This window comes from Phycisphaerae bacterium (assembly GCA_019636475.1).
Taxonomy (GTDB): Bacteria; Planctomycetota; Phycisphaerae; order UBA1845; family UTPLA1; genus JADJRI01.
Genome location: JAHBXN010000007.1, coordinates 96,638 through 117,316, shown reverse-complemented (window position 1 = coordinate 117,316; position 20,679 = coordinate 96,638). Strand labels below are relative to the sequence as shown.

Below are 20,679 nucleotides of genomic sequence, written 5' to 3'. Positions count from 1 at the left end.
GTTTGATTTCGTTCAGCTACTGCTGCATTTCTTCGTGGAATGCCTGGGGATGGTTGGCCCAGCGTTCGGCTTCCAGCGGACTGACAATTCCGCTTCGAGCGAGCCGGGCGAGGGATCGCTCCAGCGTGATCATCCGCTCATCGGGGATATCCTTCGTCCGAGTCTGTAATTGTGAATAGAGTTGTTCGATTTTGCCGTGGCGGATCAGGTTGGCCACGGAATAAGTGTTGTTCAGCACTTCCATCGCGACGACCCGGCCGGCGCCGTCTGCGCGGGGCAGGAGTTTTTGCGAGATGATGTGGCTGAGGCCCAGTGAAAGCTGACTGGCGACTTCTTCCTGTTGATTCGATGGGAACATATCAAGAATTCGCGTGATGGTTCCGCGACAGTCACGCGTATGCAGTGTTGAGAAGACCAAGTGGCCGGTTTCCGCGGCCGTAAGTGTCCACGCCGCGGAATCGCGGTCTCTCATTTCGCCGACGAAGATGACGTCCGGGTCCTCACGCAAACAGTCTCGAAGTCCGCGTTCATAGCTTGGCACATCGCGTCCGACTTCTCGTTGAGAAATCAGCGCCATGCTGCCGCGAAGGCGATATTCCACGGGGTCTTCGAGGGTAATGATTCTGCACGCCTGGGACATCGCGATCCGGGAGAGGAGCGAGGCGATTGTGGTGGACTTGCCGGCTCCCGTGACGCCCGTAACAAGAATGAGGCCGTGCTGCTTATTGACGATGTCTCTCCAGACATCGTTGGGAAATCCGATGGACTCGACCGCGGGCGGGCTGGTTTCCAGCGCGCGAATCGCCAGCGCGAGGCCGTCGTCATCTTTGAAGCAGTTTAACCGGAATTGCATTCGCTCGGTGAAGCATGAACTATCGACCGAATGATTACGTTGCAGTAGATCCCACTCTGGCTCGCTAAGCAGCGACAGGGCGAAGGCGCGAACTGTGTCGGCCAGGAGCGGGGGGCCTTTCATTTTCTGAAGCGAGCCGTCGACGCGGTAGATCGGCGGACTCCCGACCTTGATATGCAGGTCGCTCACGCGCATTGAGCCGACCTGCGCGAAGTAGTCGAGAAGATCCATCATGGAGACGCTGGCGCCGTCGCCGAGTTCGTAAAGGGGCTCATCGAGTGAATGTTGTTCATGCATGGACAACTCGCATCGCGGATTCGAGTCCGCCCCTCGGCACGGCAATGGCCGCAACGATCGTGCAGTTATTATATGCGCGTGACTAACGGCACGGAATCGGAGCGGGCCTTGTCGTGATTCAGGGTATTTCCGGCGTCGAAGGCGTTGTGGAATTTCTGTGCGGCGGTCTGGCGCCTCGCCGATCCGCCGGACTGTCGGATGGCTGAGATGCGGGTGAGATGTTGTATCCGATCATTCCGTTGAATCTGCCTCGAAAGAGCTTCTCGTTATTATGAGTGAGCGAGACGATGTCACCGGGTTTAATCGGTTGATCCTGTGAGATGATAGCCCACGAATGAACGCCCTCGGTTGAAATCGTGATGCGATTTTCCTCGTCGATCTCGGCGTGTATCCGGGCCTTTCCGACGTGATCCGGCTCGGCATTGGCGATGAGCCACCAGACGCGCGCATTCGCGCCGATCAGACGGTAGTTGATCGCGCGAGGCGCCGGTTTCCGCTTTTGCCTGAGCACCCACTTCCAGACTTCCTTGCTGGAGTAGACGTTGTCCCAGATCTTATGCCCCTGACCAGCGTACTCCGTGTATTTGGGTTCCGCGCCCAATTCGCGCAGCCGGGCAACGGCCTCGCGTGTGGCGGAAACCGGCACATTCTGGTCCTGTGAACCGTGAAACGCCCAAACGGGCAGTTCCCGGATGTTGGACAGATATTCCACCGGCGCGACGCCGCAAACCGGTATGATCGCGGCGAACGCATCCGGTTGGAGCGTGGCGAGTTCCCACGTGCCGAATCCACCCATCGAGAGGCCGGTCAGGGTCACGCGATCGCGATCGGTTCGGTATTCTCGCAGTGTGGTGTCAAGTGCCGACCAGACAGCGAGAGCATTCTGCCCTCGAAACCACATTCCGCGGGCCTGCGGCATGATAACGATAAACGGGAAATTGCTGATGTTCTGTCGGATGTAGGCGGGCAGGCCGACCTGGGTCTGTCGGATGTTGTCCGTACCGGATTCAGCGCTTCCGTGAAGAAAGACGATGACCGGCCAGTTGTGATGGGGATCGTCATTGTACTGTGGAGGAATGTACACGACGTATTTCCATTCGCTCCTGTCCGGCAGCTGGATCCGCTTCTCGATGAAATTATCAGGAAGTTGCGGGTTTCGCGAAACCGTCGTCGATTCGGAAGGCGGGTCGTGCTCCAGCAGAATCATCGCAGGAAGTGCCACAATCACGACAGCCGTGAGCAGCGTGGGTAATGCGGATCGAATCATGTGGTAGGTGCTCTCGCGGTGGATCGACTATTGCATCATCATAGCGATGCCAAAATCGAAAGCCCACGGCTAACTCGGCCGTGGGCTTCAGGTTGATTCATACTGGTACGCCGGCTTCAGTCACGAGGTTCACGGGGAGGTTCTCGTGAAGATCATGAATTGGTCCGTTGAGAGCCCGACGCGGTCGATCGGCGCGAGAATATCCAGACGCGAATCCGCATTGACATCGACGAATGCGCACCGTCCGATGTCGGCGACCGGATTTGTCGCGAGAATTGAGAAACCGAGCCAGAAATCGAACAACTCATTGCCCGGCTGAAACCCGACCATGTTCCCGCTGGCGGTGGCGAACGCATCGAGCTGTCCGTCGAGGTTTAGGTCCACCAACTGTAGCTGGTTGATCGTCACGCCGGACTGCAACTGCCCCAGATTGAAGACGCGCCACGGAAAAGTCTGCAATGTCACGCGATCCGGGCCGGGGTTCTCAAACCACTGAATCAATCCAAGCGACGCATGGGCGGCGGCGATATCGATATCACCATCTCCGTCGATATCCCCCGCGGCAATGTAATCGCCACCCTGGTTATCCGGATCGGCTTCAGCTTGCTGACCCAGAAAGCGCGCCGTCCAGTTTCCGGCGGCAACGGCTCCAGCGCCGGATTCGACGAATGGATTCTGGAGCCAGCGAATGTTGAATGTCTTCGCTGTTGGGAACGAACCGACGATATCAAGGTCTCCATCTCCATCGATGTCGACGACTTCCATCGAAGTAATCTGGTTCACATCCGCAGTGAGCGGAAGAGCCGCCTGGACCCAATTGGCTCCGACACGCGCGGCCGCTCCACCCGGATTGAGGAAGAGGCGTATTACGTCGGTGTCATCGACCTCATTCGAAGCGAGAACAATATCCGGCAGATTATCGCCATTCATGTCTACGACGGCGAAATCGGTCAATCCCTTCCCGTCGCCCGGAATATTGAATATCTCATCAATCGTGACATGCGCCCATTGGAGCGCTTCGCGCGGATCGGCCGGCGCAAAGAGCAGTGAGACCGAACCTCGAATGCTGGCGCCATCGACCGGGACGAAGCCGGTGTCATTGACCAGTACCGCGACGTCGAGCCGGCCGTCGCCGTCAAGATCGCGGGCAGCAAGATCGACCATCCTGGCGATGGGGCCGCCACCGGCGATTGTGAATGTGTCGAAACTCACGACGGAGGCGACACCGGTACGCAAGTGAAGCTGAATAGGCTGATTCTCATTGGATCCGGAGACGAGGTCCTGCCTCCCGTCGCCATCCATGTCGGCGACGACGATGACCTTCGCGCCGCTGGTGGCTTCAAATGCGGGGTCCAGTTGGGAAACGTTGAAGGTCGGTGCGGGAATTGACTGCTGTCGACTCGTGGAGCCGAGAACACCGGCGCCGGGGCCGAAGACGCCTCCGGGACCGAAGAGTGCGAACAATTCCGTGCAGCCCGTGCAGCCGAACGTCAGGAGAAGAAGTGCCGGTATGCGAATAACCGCCTTTCGCACGCTCATGCGAAGCTCCTCAGGGAAAACAGGGTTTCATGGGCCCGAACGCTTTTCTCGCGCGGGGATGCTCGCAAGACCGCATCCTCGTGCGCGGCGCTCGCGCGGAGCATCAGTGTGTTCTGCATCGGTCAGAGGGACGGCGCGAGTTAGGATACGCGCTCCTGAAGCAGGGGTGCGCCGGAGTCCGCCCGGTCCAGATACACTTCTTCAATATCGGTTTCGTAGATATCCCGTCGCATGATGAAATATACGATTGTGCCAGAAGCGTGGAAAAAAGAGATGGCAAAGGCGGCGACCACGCCCCATAACACGAGGATCCAGCCATGGATGCAGACTGCGGCGAAGCGGCTGACGTGGCGCAAATTCGGCCCATCGAAGGTCCCATAGAACGGGCGCCCGTCACCGGGCCGTGGAGCCTGCCACAGCGCAGACAGCTTGTGTTCGGCCGCTTTCGTCGTGACGCCGTCCGCGTCGAGTGCGAAGGCGCTTCCCCAATTCATCGAGTCGCCGAGAAACGTGGCGGTCAGCCACAAGGCCGTGGCGATAAATATCTTGAGTAGCATCACGCAGACCGCACCGAATGTGATCGAAGTCAGCAGGAAGAGCAGATACTTGATGGGGCGGGTGACGACAAACTCTCCGGCGGTCGAAAGGGAATCGCCGGCCAGAAGATCGTCGGATGCGATGCCGGGTGCAAGCAAGGGATAAAGCAGGATCGCGGCTAACAGACAGACCGCCGCGGCGAGACCAAGCATGATCGGGAAGATGAAACCCACGCCCACGAAGAATTCTCCAATCGCCGGGATTGCTCCGAACAATCCGATGACCCACAAAGCGAAGGCAATGCCGGCGAGCAGGACCAATGGAATCAGCGGGGCAATGAAGAAGGATGTCCATCGCGATCGAGCGAATCGGATGCTCTCTCGCGTGGAGACATCCGCATCGCGGCTGAAGATCAGCGCAGCCGACCGGCACACGGCGCCGCCACAGACCGCCCAGATTGCAAAGAGCGCGAAAAGAAAAATGACGGCATACACGGCGTGCATGGTGATGAGCCAGCCCAGTCCGCCCAACAGTGCCAGAAGTGCGCCGAGTATCGCGCCGGGGCTCAGAGAGACTGCGCCCTCTGTCAGGGCATTGACCGACCGCCGCGTGTGAAGCGCCAGCAATTCGAAGATGCCGGCGCGTCCGGTCGATTCATCGGAATTTGCGGACGCGACAAACCGAGACATCGCGTCGCGGCTGCCGCTTGATGCAAGGTACTGTTCCAATTCATTGAACGAAGCGCCGCCGATTCTCGCGGCGGCGGGTTTGCTCTTTGTTGGCCAGATCCAATCGAGACCGGTGCCGGCCACACCAGTCAGCAAGACGCCGATGAAAGCCGGTGCCAGTAGCGAAGGGCTGAAGGTGATAGACAGCGCCCGGAAGAGTCGGGTGAATCCCGACTGCTCGATCCAATTCTCGCGTGTGTGGGAAGTCTTTTCATTCTGCATGGACATGATCCTCGGCATACGATCGCGCGATTGCGTAATGATTGTACCCGCGGAAGTTTACTCGAAATGAAGGTGAAAGGCATCTGCCGCCAATCGCCGAGATTCGGCGAATCTCTGACCTTGCGGCATCGGGCCGGCTTGAATCATCGCCAAAGTCACGGGGCGTTTCAGCTAGGCAACGCGGGCGGTGTCGTTGATGCCTTCACCGATCGGCCGCCCGGCGGCGAGGTTTTCATACACCCTGCGATAGTTGTCAGCTGATGCCCGTGGACTGAAGATCTCGAATGCCTGGCTTCGTGCCACATCGGTGATCTGGCGGACCAGCGGCTGGTCTTCAATGGCCGCGAGCAGGCGGGCGGCTACTGCCTTGGGCTCCGCCTTCCTGACAAGCAGTCCGTTATGGCGATCGGCAATCATCTCGGCAATAGACCGAATGGCGGTTGCGACAATGGGAAGGCCCGCTGCCATCGCGGCGGCGATCGGCGGAGTGCAGACCTCTCGCTCCGCGGGCTGCAGAAAGACATCCGCGCAGGTGACGAGTTCGTGCCAGGTCAGGCGAGCATCGGGTACGATGAGCATGTGCCCGAGTCCCATCGTCCGGACCCAGCGAATCAGTCGATCCGCTTCAGTCGAGGCATACGGCATGAGGACGCGCAGATTGCGATGAAGAAACTGAATGATGCCTGCGGCCCATATGGCTGCTTCCTGTCCAGCGCCGCGCTCAGGCGGCCCGGGAATCAGGATAACAGGGCCGGAGTCGCCGACAATTCGGCGTCGGACATCGTCGCGGCGTGCCTTGTTGATGGCTCCCAGGTCGACCGCGCCGCGGATCACGATGACCTGTCCCATATCCAATCCCGACGTGACCAGCCTTGACTGGATGAACTCGCTGTCCGCGACGACACCCGCGCCGATCGGGAAAGAGCGAATCCACTTTGCGGCGTCCTCAGCCGACTCAGGTTCAATCAAAGTGATCAGCAGCGGCCGGTTTGGGAGCGTTGTCATGCAGACCGCCGCCGCTTCAATGCCCCATGCGTGTATCACCTCGGCGCGGCAGGATTTGGCGAACTTCGCCAGACCTGAGGCGAAATTGACGAACCGGGTTGGAAGCAGACGCGGCGCCGGGACGATGCCGCCGCTGACAAATATTTCGGCGGTCCGGCGCGAAGCGGGATCAATCGTCGCAACCGCGGAGGGCGTCGCGGTGGCCAGTCGCGAGCGCAGTAGATTGAGCGCTTGCAACGTCGATGGCCCGCATGAACGATCAACGACGTGTAGAATCGTGGTCAATCGGCAAATTCCTTGTGCTTGTAGAATAAACCCGCCACGCGCTGAGCAAGTTTCACGCCCAGCTCGGTCGCGATATCCGAAGGGGCTTTGTCACCTTCGGTCGGAGTCGGTCGGGTTTCCGACTGGACGAGCTTACCGATCTTTTCGCGAGGCCAGACGCGTGTCTCCGTCTTTCGTTCGGTAGTCAGAACTTTGACACGCACTGCAAAGAGCCCCTTGAACAGAGGCGCGCCCGGCTCCGAGTAGAGCGTGAACTTCTCAACGCCGAGGTAAAGAACCTGGTCGGCTCCGAGTCGCTCGCCGATTTCGCGAATGCTCAACTTGTCGAATTTCGGCTCGCTTTGTTGCAGACGCTGAAGTTCCCTGAAGGGAATGACTCGATTATTGACATCGTACCGGATGAAATTGTCGGCAATGGTGTCGTGCAACTCGCGCATCGCGCGTGGTTCCGTGATTAGCCCTCGGCGATCATCGATGAAGATGAGAAGCGGTCCCTTGTCCAGCTTGAACTCGGCTTCGATCGTGTCACCTCCCTGCATGTTGGCGATGAGCACGGCGAAGTCGTGACAGCCGGTCGACATGAGGCCGAGCCCGGAGACCGCGATCGAGGTGAGCAGAGGCAGCCAACGGCTAATCACTTGGGCGCCCTTTCAATTTGACTTCGTGAGCGTAAAACTTCCTTGCCGCCATTTCGGCGAAATATTCCACCGCGCCGTGCAGGAGATCGGCTTCGTCTTCGTCCTGCGTCCCGTGAATCGAGCCGGGCGGATAGGTAATCTTGACGTCAGTATCGTACACCGCGTCAATATTCTCAGTGGGGCGCAGCTCATACAACCGGACATTCCCGGCGACACGAGCCTTTCGCAGTTGCGGCGTATCGGCGGCACGCGTCGTGAACTCGAGCAGGTCGATCCGGAGCACCAGGTCGCAGCCCAGTTCCGCCGCAATCTCGCCATTCGTCATGGATTCCCAATCCATGCCGGACTTTGCCTGTAACTCATTTACGCGAGGCTCCGGAACAAATTGCGCCTTCTCAAGGTGCGTCTTTAGATAGTGAAGCATCGATCGGGCGATCTGCCTTCGGGCATTGGGGTATTCGTCGAGGGTGGCTCGATCAGCCCAGACGACGACGGCGACGCGACGGCCGCCGATCTTGTCATACTCCGCCGGCACTTTCTTGGTGGCGTCGGGATCAGTCAGAAAGTAACCAAGCTGGCAGCCGGTCGCGCCAAGTGCCATGAGAGCTATCAGAGTCGTCACGATCCAGCAGGCGGAAGTCGGCCCGCTGCCTCGTCGGCGAGGCGAATCAGGCTGCGAAATCGGAGTGGCGCATCGTTGCATCGTTGTCATCCATGTTGAATCGGCAATTCGCCGGTTAGGAGTCCGTGGGCGAGTTTGAAGCCCCAGCCAAATAGAATCAAGAGGCCGAGCCCCAGTAAAACGCGCGGCGAGACCCCGTTCCAATCGAGGTAGTAGCTTTGCCCCGTCACCGCCACTGCTGTCCCGACGATCGTAAGGCCAATCGTCAACAGCCCGAAGATCATGCCGGCGGGCTGCGAAATAAACGATCGAACAATATGGCCGCGAACAAGATGGGAAAAGGCGGTCGTCATGCCGCATGTGGGGCATGGCAGGCCGGTGCGAATGATAAACCCACACGGGTTCAGTCTCAGGGCTTCGTGTGTTCCGTGTCCCGCGGGGCTGGGCAAGAGATACGCCGCGATTCCCAGAATCGTCGCACAAACCGCCGCAGTGACTCCCCAGGCGAACCGGGTCGCCGCTCGGGTCCGGGTTCGCGGTCCGATGATGACCCCGAGAAACCGAAAGTACCGCGGCTCGTCCGGAGTCGATTCCGTCGGCAGGGGTGGAGTCGATAAGGGAGAGGTCATTGGGAGCATTCTGATCCAACGGGCTGAATTGGAAAAGGCGGGTCCAATAGAGGATAGGCTGCCAGTGAGCCCCCGTCAAAAGCTCCCGATCCGCTGAAGCGGCTTCCTCTCGGCAGCGAGCGGCGGATGTTGACGTGAGTTCAGCGCGTCAAAAGACATTTGGGTGAGGTGGCGTGGTGCGATACAATCCGATAAAGGTCTCGTTATCAGCCACCGCGACATAGACGCCCGACGAATTGAGCGTGAAAGTTGCTCCCGCCGGCCGACAGGCAGTTGCTCGAATCGTGATGCTCGCCCGGAATATCGCTGTCCTGATCTGTCTATCCGTGACGACGCCGATGCCGTCTACGGCCTTGGCGTGGACCCAGAACGACGACAATCCTCTGATCAATCGCACGGATGCCGAAAAGGCGGCTGCCTTGAAGCAATTCGGCGGGAGCGATGAAACCGAGAGAGCGGTCGCGGAGGGACTTGCCTGGCTGGCCGCCCATCAACGCTCCGATGGCGTGTGGGATCGGCGTGGATTCGATCAGTTGTGCCCGGAGGACGATCGCTGCAGCCAGACCGCACTGACCCAATTGGATCGGGATGCTGATGTGGGTGTCAGCGCCCTGGCGGCGATGGCGTTTCTGGGCGCGGGTTTCACCCACGAGTCGGGAAAATACGCCGAAACACTGAGCCGCGTTTTCTCCTATATTCTCGCCCAGCAGAACGTCAGCGGCAGCTTCGCGTCCGATAGCAGCTATCAGATTTACAACGATTCCGTTGCGGCCATCGCCATTTCCGAGGCCTATGCGATGACCCGAGAACCGATCTTGAAAGAGCCGCTTGAACGAGTGATCGGACATCTCGCGAGGTGTCAGCAGGCCGGCGGCGGCTGGGATCTCACGGCCGACACGAGCACGAACCGTAACGACACCACAGTCAGCGCATGGGTGCTGATGGCTCTTAAATCGGCGGAGGCGGCCGGAGTCTCCGCCCCCGTTGAAACCCGCCTGCGATTGCTCGCACACTTCGATCGAGCCACTCTGCCTGACGGACGCGTTTGGCATTCGGACAAGACTGAACGCACGGCGCGGCGCCCCGCGGTCCTTCTTGGCGTCAGCGATCGCCGATTCGGACCGGGCATCACGGCGACCGGTCTGTACGCACGAGCGGCCTTCGGCCTGCGGATGGATGAACCGGTGGCCGAACGCCAGTTGAAGCTGCTTTTGAGCGATCTGCCTGATTTCGTCGAGTTGAATCGCCGAGAGTCAACAGTGTGGCACAACGAGTACGCCTGGTACTATGGCACGATGGCGATGTTCAATGTTGGCGGCGAGCCGTGGCGGGAATGGAATGCCGCGCTGCGTCGAACGGTTCTGGAGCATCAGGAGCGACCCGTTTCGCGCAAAGGAAAACGCGGACACCGCTACGGCAGTTGGCCGGCTTTTGGAAAAGAGTGGGGCCGATGGGGCCGGAGCGGCGGACGCATCTACTCGACGGCGATCAACACGCTCACGCTTGAGATTTACTATCGCCATGTTCCCGCATACCTTTCGCCGCGCGGACTATTGGGGCCGATCGAGGTTCGAACCTATTTGAAGACGCTTCTGCCGAACGAACACGGCACGGTGCTGACGCTGGCTCGACGATTGCATCCGGACACAGGCGAGCCGATTCTGCTGGAGCTCCTTGAGTCGCCTAACCTGGATGTTCGAACCCGTGCGGCAATCACTTTGGCGGAACTGGGCTCTCCGATGGCTCTGCCGGAGCTTCGCAGGGCCAGGCAGCGCGCGAGCGAAGACATTCGGGCGGAACTGGATGCTGCGATCGCCCGCGTTGCGGTGCCGCGGAAAAGGACGACCTTCGGCCGCGTCACGGAGATCAATTCACAGGCGCGGATGCTGTTGTTTGAGATGGACGGCGCTTCGGTATACTACGGGCAGCCGTTGCGCGTAATGCGTGGTGATGACGTTGTTGGCACAATCAGGGTGAACCGCCGTTTCACGCCGCAGCGATCCGGCGCGGGAAGGATCGAATCTGAGGCATTGCCGATTCGAATCGGTGATCTGGTCATGACACTGGAGATCCAATGAGCGATAGCGCCTCAACCCCTGAAGTGGATTTGGCCGTCGCGCTTCGCGACCGCTTCGAGGCTGATCGCATCCTCGGCGTCCGGGCGGTTTCCATTCATATTCCTCAATCGGCCGCCGGCTCGGCAATTGCCGCGTCCGCGAAGGCGAATGGGAGCGCCGTGCGCACCGTTGACGAGACGATCTCGGTCGCTGCACGACAGCCGGTCAGTCGTCCCGTTGAGATGGGCCGGCATTTCAATGCCGCGCATGGGTTGCAGACGGGCATCGGCGAAGTGGAACTCGCGGAACGCAGATTCCGCCTTGAGGTGATCGACTCGAAAGAGGTGAAGGACTGCACGCGTTGCGGTCTTCACGCCCACCGCACACAGACGGTTTTCGGTGTTGGAAGCCCGGTGGCGCGGATTATGTTCATCGGCGAGGGGCCTGGCGCGGATGAGGACGCATCAGGCATCCCGTTCGTCGGAGCCGCTGGTCAGTTGCTCACGAAGATGATCGAATTCGGCATGGGTCTGCGGCGAGAGGATGTGTACATTGCGAATGTGGTCAAGTGCCGGCCGCCAAAGAACCGAACGCCGTTGCCGGACGAAATTGTCATGTGCAAGGATTACCTGTTGCGGCAGATCGAAATCATCAAACCCGAGGTAATTATTGCGCTGGGAGCGCCGGCTGCTCAGACGCTCTTGAACACGCGCGAGGGGATCACGCGGCTTCGCGGCCAATGGCGGGACTTCTTCGTCAGCGGCACATCACTGATCGGCGATCCGATTCCGCTCATGCCCACGTTCCATCCGGCGTATCTTCTCCGCGTCCCCGGCGAGAAGGCGCTGGCCTGGCTTGACCTCAAAGCCGTAATGGCCCGGCTGGAAATGTTTGTGCCGTCCTGATTAACGGCAATCTGCCGATTTTGCCTGTCAATCTGATCATCGAGTCAACTCCGCAGGCGTATGCGTCGCGTTTCATCGTCCCATTTGTGTCTTGGATCTGCGCAATTTCGTATTGCCGCTCATCGATAATTTCTGATCGATGATCGCTGTCGGCGCTACACTCTCCTGGGAATCGAGGGCAAGCTGCGTTTCATGCGGCTTCGTTCGTCGCCGCCTGCACGCCGTGTGACCCCTCGATCTGTGGAGAAAGGAAACCGACATGAGTCATGCCCGAACTCCCAAGAACTTGAAATCCGAGAAGCCAAAGTTGGTAGAATCCACGAATGCTGAATCGGCTGAGGATCCAAATGGGGACAGTTCGAAGACTGAGGTGAAAACACCAGAGGTCACAGCGAATCCGTCCGATTCACTGTTGCAGCCGCCACCTGCCCGGGCGAAGGGCAGGAAGCGGAAGCCGGACGCGACGACCGTCTTTTCTCCGGATGAAGCCGTTCAGCGTCGAGCCACTGCCGAAGCCAATCAAGCCCGTATTCGGCGAGCGGGCATCGAGAGCCGATTGCTCGGACATGTGTCGTCCAGCGGTCGACGGGCTCAGGGTCGCCGCGACTCCAGAAACAAGTAGGGTGCGACCTTCATTCAGGATTGATCGGGGAATTTTCAAATGCGGATCCAGGTCAATATGGACAATCGGATCGGCGGGACAGCGCCGAAGATCAGCAACTTCAAGGCTCTTGTCGCGGAGAAGCTGGCGCGTTTTGGCGAGCGGATCACTCGCGTTGAGGTCCATTTGACGGACGCGAATGGCCCGCAAAAGACCGGCGGCGACGACATTCGATGTCTGCTGGAGGTGCGGCTCGCGGGTTTGCAGCCGGTGAGCGTCACTGAACGCGGCAATTCACAGGATCAGGCATTACGAGGGGCCGTCAACAAGATGCAGAACTTGATCGACCGCACGCTTGGCAAACTTGAAAAACGATAGTGGCCGAAGGCGCGGCGCGCATGCCGAACGCGGCGCAGGTTGAGGGGATTCGCCGCCATGCTGGTCAGCTCGATCGCCTGGTCGTTGCACTTTTTTTCCGTGCCTTACGATTCAATCTCGACTGCATTGCCCGGGAGCGAAACGCGCGGAGCGCGTCTTTCCCGATCCATCTAGCGGAAGGAGTCTCCGACTCCGCGAGATGTTGTGCCAGCGATACGGCATATCCATGGAGTGCTGGAGACCGACCTCCAATGGCTCGCAGCGCCCAGTTCACCGCCTTCTTTACGAAATTTCGATCGTCACCGGCCTCACGTTCGATCAAGACCAGGCATTCCGCGAACACATCGTCGTCGGTGTTTTTGTCATGCAGTGCGATGCTCGCGAGCAGGGCGAAGGCCGCGCGCTTGACGAACTCTTCTTTCCGGGCGGCCCATGCATGAACCTTGCGAAATGCGTGCGGCGTGCGGTCGAACAGATGAAAACAGGCCGTATCACAATCGGCCCAGTGCTCGAACTGCTTTGCCCAGCGATCCATCTGTGAAGCCGTGACGAAACTGGGTTCGTCCACGAAGACGGCCAGTAATCGGGCCTCGTACCATCCCGTGTCCCAAAGTGCGATCGCAAGTCTGTGTCGAGCAGCGAGTGAATCGTCGGACCGTGCCGCACTCCGCTTCAGTTGCATTGCGAGCGACTGGATCCTGCCGACGGGTACACCAAACGCATTCTTGTCAGGAATTGCAAATCTTGCGAGCGCGTCGCGGTGCTTCCTTGATGCAAGGCGTTTCAGGTTTCCGATGATCGCGTCAACGTTTTCGTCGTCGGGCAATGCGACAGGGGGACTGTCCGCGGCGCTTGCCTTCGGATGATCTGATCCTGCTCGTGCTCGTGCACTCCGCTTTCTACCCTTGGCTGCCGGCATGGACTGACCCTTCTGACAGGCAAACTGATACTCACCGGCGATCCTACCCGTGGTAGGCACGCGGTTGCTGAACACCGTTTTCGGATGGCATCGTTCCCGGCTCGAACGCGCACGGAATGACGCTTACATAAGAGAAATCCAACCTCTGATCACCTCGGCCAGGGGCTTCAGCTTCGCGTTGAGGTCCTCGGAATCATCGATTGTCACCATTGCGCGATCCTTCGCCAGCCATTGAAGGATGCCGTCCGGATCGGCAACGGCGCCGCGCATGGTCAAATTCTTCGGCTTCGCGCCGGTGTGAAGAATGAGTCGGACCGCACCATCGGTGCCGCCTTTTCGCAGATTCAGTGTCGCAAAGTAGTCCGTCGTTTGAAAGCTCGGTGCATTCCACTTAATTGCTTCGCGAATAGACGGACTGATTCCAAGAATCATTTTTCGAACGGCCACGATGTTCGATCGGAGTGGACCGCCGAGTGCTGCAAGGAAAGCGACGACCTGCGGATCGGGCCGCGAGGAGGGACCCGCCGCGGCGGAACGGGTGGCCGGCGATTTGCGCTTGCCGACGGAGGCAGTCCGCACTGCGGTTTTAGTGGTCGCCGGGCGGGCACGACGGGTTTTATTGTTTCGCTGCGATCGTTTGGTCTGTCTTTCTGCGGCCATTGGGCTGACTCCAGTCAGGGGCTTTTCACAGGCACGGTTGCGCCACGACGATTCCGCTAATTCTCTTTGACCTGCATCTCTCGCAAGAGCGAATCCAATCGATCGAATCGTTCCTCCCACATTTGGCGATATCCCTCGAGCCACTCCGTGACTTCGCCCAGTGGTTTCGGCTCGATTCGGCACAAGTGTGATCGGCCCACAACGCGGCGGCGCACCAGTTTTGCCCGCTCCAGCACCCTGACGTGTTTTGAAGCGGCTGGGAACGACATGCGCAGCGGCGCGGCCAACTCACTCAGGTTTCGCTCTTCGTGCGTCAGGTTACGAAGAATGGCACGTCTGGCCGGATGGGCCAGCGCGTGAAAAACTCGGTCAAGCGTCAGTGATTTATCTGGAACCATATGGTTTAATTTACGCTGAGTGTTCGAAATAGTCAACCAATCAGTTCACCGATTCCGGTGGCCGTAATCCTGCATGTCGCGGAGCGTGTGCGACATGCCCATGCCACATCCTTCGGTCTTGCATCGGGTCCGGCTGGTACAGATACTTTGCGCTATGATCATCGTCGAAGAACACTCACGCGAACCGCGCGTTCGGTTTGATCGAAACGAACTCGCCGGCAGTTTCGGCGACGTCGGGACTGACCTGCCGCTGATCGTCGCCATGATCGCCGCCGCCGGATTGGACGGCTCGACGGTTTTTGTCATCTTCGGTCTCCTCCAGATTTTGACGGGCATCGTATACGGCGTCCCCATGCCGATGCAGCCGCTTAAAGCGATGGCGGTGCTGGTCATCACGCAGCGGATCGGAGCGGATACTCTGCTTGGGGGAGGCTTTGCGATTGCCATCATCATGCTCACGCTCAGCCTCACGGGGGCGTTGACCTGGCTGGCTCATGTCATCCCGCGAAGTGCGGTTCGCGGCGTGCAGTTCGGATTGGGTCTGAGTCTCGCCTCCCTCGCATTGAAGGACTACGTCCCGTCTTTGGGAGTGAGCGGATTCATCCTTGCCGCGGTATGCTTCGTTCTGGTGGTCCTGCTCTGGGGCAATCGACGATTCCCGGCGGCACTGCCAGTGATTGGATTGGGCCTCATCTACGCCTGCGTTGTCACGATCGACTGGTCCGCTGTGACATTTCCCGGGACGATGCATCTGCCGACGCCTCGCATGCCTTCAACCGAGTCGATCTGGACCGGGCTCTTCCTGCTCGCCTTGCCCCAGCTTCCATTATCGCTTTCGAATGCCGTGATCGCGACCCATCAGACTCTGCATGATTTGTTTCCGGAGCGCAGCGTCACCATGCGACGGATCGGGATTACCTACGGCGTGGCAAATGTGTGCGCCTCGATCTTCGGGGGGATTCCGGTCTGTCATGGATGCGGGGGACTGGCCGGCCACCACGCATTCGGCGCTCGAACGGGCGGATCCGTTGTGATTTATGGTTCAATTTATGTGGCGCTTGGCTTGCTGCTGGGCGACGCCGTGGGGTCATTTGCGGCCGCCTATCCGCGCCCGGTGCTTGGTGTCATTTTGCTGTTTGAGGCGGTCGGGCTGATGCGACTCATCAGCGATCAGGCCGGCGATCGACGACAGATGACGGTTGCATTGTTTGTTGGCGCGCTGGCATTTGGATTGCCTCAGGGATTCATGATCGGCTTGATTGTCGGCACTGGTATCTGGTATTTCTGGCGGTGCGGGGTGGATCCGTCCACTACGAAACCAGGATGAGTTGCAACGAGCGACAGGTGTCAAGTCCCGCCGCGGTCTGCTTCGCTCGATGTCTGCGGTCGCTCCACAGTCGAAGCAGCACATCCGCATCATACGCTCATTCCGAGACGTCGCCGGAGTCGGCGCTCGAGCAGACGAATCGAGAAACTTAACGCTACCGCCATCAGACCGGCCGGTACCGCTCCCAAAAGTGTCAGAACTGCGTCATTTCGCGCCAGTCCTCGGCTGATGAAATCGCCGAGTCCGCCGGCGCCGATGTAAGTGGAGAGTGTTGCGATGCCCACCGTCCAGACGGTTGCCGTCCGCACGCCTGCAATAATCACCGGGAGCGCCAAGGGCAGCTCCACGAGGCGCAGTTTCTGTTCGGATGACATACCAATTCCCTCCGCAGCCTCTCGCGTTTCGCATGGAATCTGCCGGAGTCCGGTGAATGTGTTAAGGACAATCGGCAGCAGCGGGAGCCACTTCGATGTGCAGCGGCTGAATTTCCGTTTCATTGGGTGTGCCTCGATAGCAGATCGCATGAACGCGATGCCTTCTCGAACAAGGATGCGACAAAATCCGTGGCCGGCCGGCTGACAAGATCAGTGGGGCGGCCAACCTGTTCAATGCGGCCTTCACTCATCACGGCGATCTGGTCGGCCAATAGCATGGCCTCAAATAGATCGTGTGTGACAAAGACGATTGTCTTTTTCAATTCGGACTTTAGTCGGAGTAACTGCTGCTGGAGCATCTCCCGCGAGATTGGATCAAGGGCGCCGAACGGCTCGTCCATCAGGAGGATCGCGGGGTCTGCGGCGAGCGCCCGAGCAACGCCGACGCGTTGCCGCTGTCCGCCTGAAAGGCTCTGCGGATATCGATCCGCGAAGCGATCTGGTTTGAGGCCGACCTGATTCAGTAATTTGCGTGCTCGTCTGCGACGGTCGTCGCGGTCGTGGCCAAGCAGGCGCGGGATGATGGCGACATTGTTCTCGATCGTCATATGCGGGAAGAGTCCGATTCCCTGAAAGACATAGCCGATGGATCGGCGCAGCTCGAGAACGTTCATTGAGCGAATGTCCGTGCCGTTGATCTCGATGAGTCCGGAAGTCGGATCCGCCATCCGATTGATGAGTTTGAGCGTGGTTGTCTTTCCGCAACCGGACGCGCCGAGCAGCACCGTGGTTTCTCCGGCCGGCACATGCAGATCGATGCCGTCCAGGATGGGTCGATGGTGGCCGAAGGATTTGCAGACAGAGCGAAGCTGGATCATTTGATTGGCTCAGACGTGTGAGCGAGGTCACCGAAATTAGTTTCCACGCAAATTAACTCTAGGGAAAGCTGGTCCTCGTATAGAGAAGAAATTCGCTCGCCGCTCCGCGTCGGGCGAAAGACGTCTAACTGCATTGAAATCCATAACTTATATATTGAGAACATGTTATGTCGGCCTTGCCGTTGCGAAAAGGTCGCCGAGGGGTATAATTCGATCCTGTCATGCATGGAACCTTACCCGAAGCAATGCTTAGTGAGCAATGTAATCAGGTTGGGCGCGGGTCGCTGGAGAAGGTCCGGGACATCGACGAGATGATCGTCGCCGCAATTCGCCGCATCATCCGGGCCATTGATCTGAACTCTCATCAGATGATGGATTCTTGCGGTCTGACGGGTCCCCAGTTGGCGACATTGCGGGCCCTGTCCCGCGACCGAGCAAGCAATGCACGCGACCTAGCCCGTCTCATTCATGTCAGCCAGGCGACGATGTCCGGCATTCTTGAACGACTGGAGCGAGCCGGACATATCACGCGATCGCGTAACGGCGCCGATCGTCGCAGCGTCGATATTGTCCTCACGGCGGGGGGGCGCGAGGCGATCGCTGCAGCGCCGCCGTACTTGCAGGCGCGGTTCGTGGCGGAGCTTTCAAAGCTGAAGGATTGGGAACAGACGCAGATCCTCGCCACGCTCCAGCGTGTGGCGCACATGTTGAACGCGGATGAGCTGGAGGCAGCGCCGCACCTTATCACGGGCCCGGAATGCACGTGACGTGCCGTCGTGAATCGACATCGATATCAGGCGTCTTCAGTGCGGATTCAGACAATGGTTAATCCTCCGCACGCGTCGACGGCGAACGGCGGCCCTTGATCGAAAACGATGCTGGGCTGATTCGCATTTTGCAGAAAGGTGGTCAGAATGTCCGGAAATGAATCAACCCTGGAGCGGGGCCTGAACCAGAGTTTGCATCGATCGGCTCGCAATCGAAGTCGGAGTCGAAACCACGAAGGCACTACGGAGCGCCCGGCCCGCGCTCATTCTTCCGGTCTTGGCGGCGCCCCGATCGTGGCGCTTCCCGAGCCAGATCTACGATTGTCACAGGATGCGGAGTGGTTTCTCGTAAAGCGAGACGGTGAGTGGCAGCAGGTACGATTTCATGACTACGCCGAAATCTACAAGGTTCATGGGCTCTACGAGAAAATCTTCTATCGCATTCTGAAATGCGATTCGCCGACGGTCGTCTGTAACGCACTTCACGCGGAATTGAAGCGCGAGGGCGTCTCCCCGCAGACCCTTCGCGTCTTCGATTGCGGTGCCGGCAACGGAATGGTCGGCGAACAATTAAAGAAAATGGGTGTCGAAAGTGTTGTGGGAATTGACATATTGCCCGAAGCGCGCGAGGCGGCACGGCGCGATCGGCCCTCCGTTTACCTGGATTACTTCGTCATGGACCTCACGGCAATCGCCGCCGGTGAACGGCAGACCCTTTCGAACTTTCGATTGAATTGCCTTACGTGCGTCGCAGCGCTGGGATTTGAAGATATACCGGTTGCCGCCTTTGCCCAAGCGGCGTCGCTCATCGAAGTAGGCGGTTGGCTCGCGTTCAATATCAAGGACGAGTTTGTCCGCGATCCCGCGAAGTCCGAGTTTGCTCGGCTGATTCGTGTTGCTTTCGAAAATGGGGTACTGGAGCAAAAATCATCCTTCCGATATGTGCATCGCCTCGCAACGGATGGCAAGCCGTTGGAGTATGTCACTATCGTTGCACGAAAAAGGGGAGAGTTGTTCAGCCAGATCCCCAACGTCACCGTATAGCCGAACGGCGTGCGGATGGGCGGTGCTTCGTGAAATGGGAATTGTGTGCGACCAGTTCCTGATTCCAGTGGTAAAGCGAATTGGCCGGCACCCCCGGATCGGCCGTGACCCGCGCCACGCTCATTCCCGGCTGGCGGCACGGCGTGACCGTCTCCAGATCGAATTCCTTGGTGTACTTCCGACGGGCTTTTCCTCGACCCATTGAATACCTCATCCGAGGCTTATGTCTCCATTCTGGGTGTCCACTTAAGGTGGGGAAGGGCACCCGGTTATGAGGGGGCAGGTCAGGCATGCGGTGGAGGGATCTCATTGGATGAGTCCAGGCCGCGCGTTGTGCGATTGCGCATGAAAACTGCAACAAGATTGAGGAAGCATGCCAAGGCCAGCAGGGAGTTCAACATGATGTGGCCACTTATTGACTCGCCACTCAGCCACGACTGCAGGCGCCCAAAGCATCCGCAGCTTAAACCGACGTTCGGATGAAGCCGACGTACTTCAAACAACAGACCGAAAAAGCAGCCGATCAGCGCGAGAGTTGCCGGGATCGGCCATTTCCATCGACAGATTCCCAGTATGATTGCCCCTGCGAGCAGTAGTTCCAGCGCGCTTAGCGAATAGACGACTGGTATACTGACAGCGGCGGACAATCCGAGGCCGTTCTTTAGAAACGCGATTGCGCCTCCTGGGTCGAGAATTTTGGTGGCGCCGGCAAGGGCCATCACGGCAGCGAGTACTGTGGCAGTCGCGAACTCGACCCCGTCGGAAATGATGCCGATCCGGCGCGGCTTTAAGTCGTCATGCGTAAAGACTGCGGAGGCTGTCGTTTCAGGCGGATCGACCGCTGCCAGTTGATCGGACATTTGATCAATAGGCCCAATGTGCCGGGTGCGCTGTGATGAGGCTGATAGAACTGATGTTCCATCGCGCAGTCTGCGGCACCCAGTAGCAGCGAATGGCCATTGGAAAGCGGGATCCATCGGGCAATTGAACCAACAGGCCGACAAAGGCGGCATCCACCCAAGGGCCATTGACCGCGCGAACTTCATCCATGGATATGGCGGGTTGCGTGAGTCTGACGCACGCGGCTGCAACCGGGCCGATCCATCGATCGGAGGTTGGCTCGTCCCATTGGCGGTAACGCCAGCAGTTTCTGGGACCTTCGTCCGGATTGTACTGATGGAAGTCGATGATGGCGTTCGGCGGCGTCAGTGCAATCGCGGTGGGTCGTGACAACAGATCGGGGCGGCTTCGCCAGAAAACCTGAAGGACATCCGCACTGGGCATGTCGAGAGGGAGCGTCCGTCCGGTTACAACGGGAAATGCACCCAGGACGCCCTGTCCGTCCGCGGCGTGTGGGACGGGAATGCGATCGGGATTGATTGAATTTAGATATTGATCGGCGTCGGGACTCGACCATGCGATGAGGAAGTCCGCGACACAACGAGCAAGCGCCTCTCGCTTTGCAGGAGAGTCCTCCATGTGTTCGGAAATGGACGCGGCACGGGAGAGGTACACGAGAGCGAGTCGAATGTCGTCTTGTTGTGACAGGGGGGTGACCTGGGCGGCATTCCAGTCGTTAAGGAGTGGTGCGCGCCAGTCGTCGAGCGCGGACAAGAGCTGGGGTGGCGCCATTACCAAGGGTGGTAATGCAGGGCTCATGGCACTTTGTACCAGGAGATACGAACCGACTCCGACCACAACCAAGGTGCCGGCAAGAAGATTGCGCTTGGGTAATAAAATCATGATTAG

Annotated in this window: 23 protein-coding genes; 7 read left to right on the top strand and 16 right to left on the bottom strand. The window is 59.0% G+C overall.

Annotated features, from left to right (window positions below; all coding sequences use genetic code 11):
* Nucleotides 1-16: 16 nt before the first annotated feature.
* From KF841_12540 to KF841_12505, 8 genes are all read right to left on the bottom strand, one after another.
* Nucleotides 17-1,150, bottom strand: coding sequence for a PilT/PilU family type 4a pilus ATPase (locus KF841_12540; protein ID MBX3396183.1), 1,134 nt, complete (start codon nt 1,148-1,150; stop codon nt 17-19).
* A 118-nt stretch (nt 1,151-1,268) separates the two neighbouring features.
* The gene (locus tag KF841_12535; protein ID MBX3396182.1) at nt 1,269-2,417 is read right to left on the bottom strand and encodes a prolyl oligopeptidase family serine peptidase; all 1,149 of its coding nucleotides are present in this window, start codon (nt 2,415-2,417) and stop codon (nt 1,269-1,271) included.
* A gap of 129 nt (nt 2,418-2,546) precedes the next feature.
* Nucleotides 2,547-3,956, bottom strand: coding sequence for a VCBS repeat-containing protein (locus KF841_12530; protein ID MBX3396181.1), 1,410 nt, complete (start codon nt 3,954-3,956; stop codon nt 2,547-2,549).
* Between the two features lie 140 nt (nt 3,957-4,096).
* The gene (locus KF841_12525; GenBank protein MBX3396180.1) at nt 4,097-5,443 is read right to left on the bottom strand and encodes a hypothetical protein; all 1,347 of its coding nucleotides are present in this window, start codon (nt 5,441-5,443) and stop codon (nt 4,097-4,099) included.
* Nucleotides 5,444-5,614: 171 nt separating this feature from the next.
* Nucleotides 5,615-6,733, bottom strand: coding sequence for a glycosyltransferase family 4 protein (locus tag KF841_12520; GenBank protein MBX3396179.1), 1,119 nt, complete (start codon nt 6,731-6,733; stop codon nt 5,615-5,617).
* Nucleotides 6,730-7,371, bottom strand: a complete 642-nt coding sequence (locus KF841_12515; GenBank protein MBX3396178.1) for a hypothetical protein — start codon at nt 7,369-7,371, stop codon at nt 6,730-6,732. Before KF841_12515 ends, KF841_12520 begins: the two co-directional genes overlap by 4 nt.
* On the bottom strand, nt 7,364-8,074 hold the full coding sequence (locus tag KF841_12510) for a hypothetical protein (GenBank protein ID MBX3396177.1): 711 nt from the start codon (nt 8,072-8,074) through the stop codon (nt 7,364-7,366). The genes KF841_12515 and KF841_12510 overlap by 8 nt, the downstream gene beginning before the upstream one ends.
* Nucleotides 8,075-8,079: 5 nt before the next feature.
* Complete coding sequence (locus tag KF841_12505) at nt 8,080-8,622, bottom strand: DUF2752 domain-containing protein (protein ID MBX3396176.1); 543 nt, start codon at nt 8,620-8,622, stop codon at nt 8,080-8,082.
* A gap of 242 nt (nt 8,623-8,864) precedes the next feature.
* Between KF841_12505 and KF841_12500 the strand changes: the two genes are divergently transcribed.
* From KF841_12500 to KF841_12485, 4 genes are all read left to right on the top strand, one after another.
* A complete protein-coding gene (locus KF841_12500; GenBank protein MBX3396175.1) occupies nt 8,865-10,700 on the top strand; it encodes a HEAT repeat domain-containing protein in 1,836 nt (611 codons plus the stop codon).
* A gap of 221 nt (nt 10,701-10,921) precedes the next feature.
* Nucleotides 10,922-11,584, top strand: a complete 663-nt coding sequence (locus KF841_12495; protein ID MBX3396174.1) for a uracil-DNA glycosylase — start codon at nt 10,922-10,924, stop codon at nt 11,582-11,584.
* Nucleotides 11,585-11,954: 370 nt separating this feature from the next.
* Nucleotides 11,955-12,206, top strand: a complete 252-nt coding sequence (locus tag KF841_12490; protein ID MBX3396173.1) for a hypothetical protein — start codon at nt 11,955-11,957, stop codon at nt 12,204-12,206.
* A gap of 39 nt (nt 12,207-12,245) precedes the next feature.
* On the top strand, nt 12,246-12,563 hold the full coding sequence (locus KF841_12485) for an HPF/RaiA family ribosome-associated protein (protein ID MBX3396172.1): 318 nt from the start codon (nt 12,246-12,248) through the stop codon (nt 12,561-12,563).
* Between the two features lie 64 nt (nt 12,564-12,627).
* On the opposite strand, the gene KF841_12480 is transcribed toward KF841_12485, so the two are convergent.
* The 3 genes from KF841_12480 to KF841_12470 all read right to left on the bottom strand — a co-directional run bounded on the left by KF841_12480 (nt 12,628) and on the right by KF841_12470 (nt 14,540).
* The gene (locus KF841_12480) at nt 12,628-13,482 is read right to left on the bottom strand and encodes a DNA alkylation repair protein (protein ID MBX3396171.1); all 855 of its coding nucleotides are present in this window, start codon (nt 13,480-13,482) and stop codon (nt 12,628-12,630) included.
* A 123-nt stretch (nt 13,483-13,605) separates the two neighbouring features.
* A complete protein-coding gene (locus KF841_12475) occupies nt 13,606-13,929 on the bottom strand; it encodes a DUF1801 domain-containing protein (GenBank protein ID MBX3396170.1) in 324 nt (107 codons plus the stop codon).
* Between the two features lie 269 nt (nt 13,930-14,198).
* Entirely contained in the window at nt 14,199-14,540 is a 342-nt protein-coding gene (locus tag KF841_12470) for a helix-turn-helix transcriptional regulator (GenBank protein MBX3396169.1), read from the bottom strand.
* Between the two features lie 154 nt (nt 14,541-14,694).
* On the opposite strand from KF841_12470, the gene KF841_12465 reads away from it, so the two are divergent.
* Nucleotides 14,695-15,867, top strand: a complete 1,173-nt coding sequence (locus KF841_12465; protein ID MBX3396168.1) for a putative sulfate/molybdate transporter — start codon at nt 14,695-14,697, stop codon at nt 15,865-15,867.
* 89 nt (nt 15,868-15,956) lie between these two features.
* Here the strand turns inward: KF841_12465 and KF841_12460 are convergent, their stop codons facing one another.
* Together KF841_12460 and KF841_12455 are read right to left on the bottom strand one after the other, a co-directional pair.
* A complete protein-coding gene (locus KF841_12460) occupies nt 15,957-16,364 on the bottom strand; it encodes an ABC transporter permease (protein MBX3396167.1) in 408 nt (135 codons plus the stop codon).
* Nucleotides 16,361-17,119: an ATP-binding cassette domain-containing protein gene (locus KF841_12455; GenBank protein MBX3396166.1), complete on the bottom strand. Its 759-nt coding sequence runs from the start codon at nt 17,117-17,119 to the stop codon at nt 16,361-16,363. Before KF841_12455 ends, KF841_12460 begins: the two co-directional genes overlap by 4 nt.
* A 221-nt stretch (nt 17,120-17,340) precedes the next feature.
* Here KF841_12455 and KF841_12450 point away from each other — a divergent pair, with 221 nt between their 5' ends.
* Both KF841_12450 and KF841_12445 read left to right on the top strand, forming a co-directional pair.
* A complete protein-coding gene (locus KF841_12450; GenBank protein ID MBX3396165.1) occupies nt 17,341-17,886 on the top strand; it encodes a winged helix-turn-helix transcriptional regulator in 546 nt (181 codons plus the stop codon).
* 147 nt (nt 17,887-18,033) lie between these two features.
* Nucleotides 18,034-18,930, top strand: coding sequence for a class I SAM-dependent methyltransferase (locus KF841_12445; protein MBX3396164.1), 897 nt, complete (start codon nt 18,034-18,036; stop codon nt 18,928-18,930).
* Here the strand turns inward: KF841_12445 and KF841_12440 are convergent.
* The 3 genes from KF841_12440 to KF841_12430 form a co-directional block, all read right to left on the bottom strand.
* Complete coding sequence (locus KF841_12440; protein ID MBX3396163.1) at nt 18,920-19,132, bottom strand: transposase; 213 nt, start codon at nt 19,130-19,132, stop codon at nt 18,920-18,922. The two genes, KF841_12445 and KF841_12440, sit on opposite strands and share 11 nt — an antisense overlap.
* 82 nt (nt 19,133-19,214) lie before the next feature.
* Complete coding sequence (locus tag KF841_12435; protein ID MBX3396162.1) at nt 19,215-19,790, bottom strand: hypothetical protein; 576 nt, start codon at nt 19,788-19,790, stop codon at nt 19,215-19,217.
* A gap of 4 nt (nt 19,791-19,794) precedes the next feature.
* A complete protein-coding gene (locus KF841_12430; GenBank protein MBX3396161.1) occupies nt 19,795-20,673 on the bottom strand; it encodes a hypothetical protein in 879 nt (292 codons plus the stop codon).
* Nucleotides 20,674-20,679: the final 6 nt, after the last annotated feature.

What these genes read in the sequence shown, in the direction of transcription:
- KF841_12540 (MBX3396183.1), bottom strand. Translation starts at nt 1,150, where the DNA reads ATGCATGAACAACATTCACTCGATGAGCCCCTTTACGAACTCGGCGAC.
- KF841_12535 (MBX3396182.1), bottom strand. Translation starts at nt 2,417, where the DNA reads ATGATTCGATCCGCATTACCCACGCTGCTCACGGCTGTCGTGATTGTG.
- KF841_12530 (MBX3396181.1), bottom strand. Translation starts at nt 3,956, where the DNA reads ATGAGCGTGCGAAAGGCGGTTATTCGCATACCGGCACTTCTTCTCCTG.
- KF841_12525 (MBX3396180.1), bottom strand. Translation starts at nt 5,443, where the DNA reads ATGCAGAATGAAAAGACTTCCCACACACGCGAGAATTGGATCGAGCAG.
- KF841_12510 (MBX3396177.1), bottom strand. Translation starts at nt 8,074, where the DNA reads ATGCAACGATGCGCCACTCCGATTTCGCAGCCTGATTCGCCTCGCCGA.
- KF841_12505 (MBX3396176.1), bottom strand. Translation starts at nt 8,622, where the DNA reads ATGACCTCTCCCTTATCGACTCCACCCCTGCCGACGGAATCGACTCCG.
- KF841_12495 (MBX3396174.1), top strand. Translation starts at nt 10,922, where the DNA reads ATGGGCCGGCATTTCAATGCCGCGCATGGGTTGCAGACGGGCATCGGC.
- KF841_12485 (MBX3396172.1), top strand. Translation starts at nt 12,246, where the DNA reads ATGCGGATCCAGGTCAATATGGACAATCGGATCGGCGGGACAGCGCCG.
- KF841_12480 (MBX3396171.1), bottom strand. Translation starts at nt 13,482, where the DNA reads ATGCCGGCAGCCAAGGGTAGAAAGCGGAGTGCACGAGCACGAGCAGGA.
- KF841_12470 (MBX3396169.1), bottom strand. Translation starts at nt 14,540, where the DNA reads ATGGTTCCAGATAAATCACTGACGCTTGACCGAGTTTTTCACGCGCTG.
- KF841_12465 (MBX3396168.1), top strand. Translation starts at nt 14,695, where the DNA reads ATGATCATCGTCGAAGAACACTCACGCGAACCGCGCGTTCGGTTTGAT.
- KF841_12460 (MBX3396167.1), bottom strand. Translation starts at nt 16,364, where the DNA reads ATGAAACGGAAATTCAGCCGCTGCACATCGAAGTGGCTCCCGCTGCTG.
- KF841_12455 (MBX3396166.1), bottom strand. Translation starts at nt 17,119, where the DNA reads ATGATCCAGCTTCGCTCTGTCTGCAAATCCTTCGGCCACCATCGACCC.
- KF841_12450 (MBX3396165.1), top strand. Translation starts at nt 17,341, where the DNA reads ATGCATGGAACCTTACCCGAAGCAATGCTTAGTGAGCAATGTAATCAG.
- KF841_12445 (MBX3396164.1), top strand. Translation starts at nt 18,034, where the DNA reads ATGTCCGGAAATGAATCAACCCTGGAGCGGGGCCTGAACCAGAGTTTG.
- KF841_12440 (MBX3396163.1), bottom strand. Translation starts at nt 19,132, where the DNA reads ATGGGTCGAGGAAAAGCCCGTCGGAAGTACACCAAGGAATTCGATCTG.
- KF841_12435 (MBX3396162.1), bottom strand. Translation starts at nt 19,790, where the DNA reads ATGTCCGATCAACTGGCAGCGGTCGATCCGCCTGAAACGACAGCCTCC.
- KF841_12430 (MBX3396161.1), bottom strand. Translation starts at nt 20,673, where the DNA reads ATGATTTTATTACCCAAGCGCAATCTTCTTGCCGGCACCTTGGTTGTG.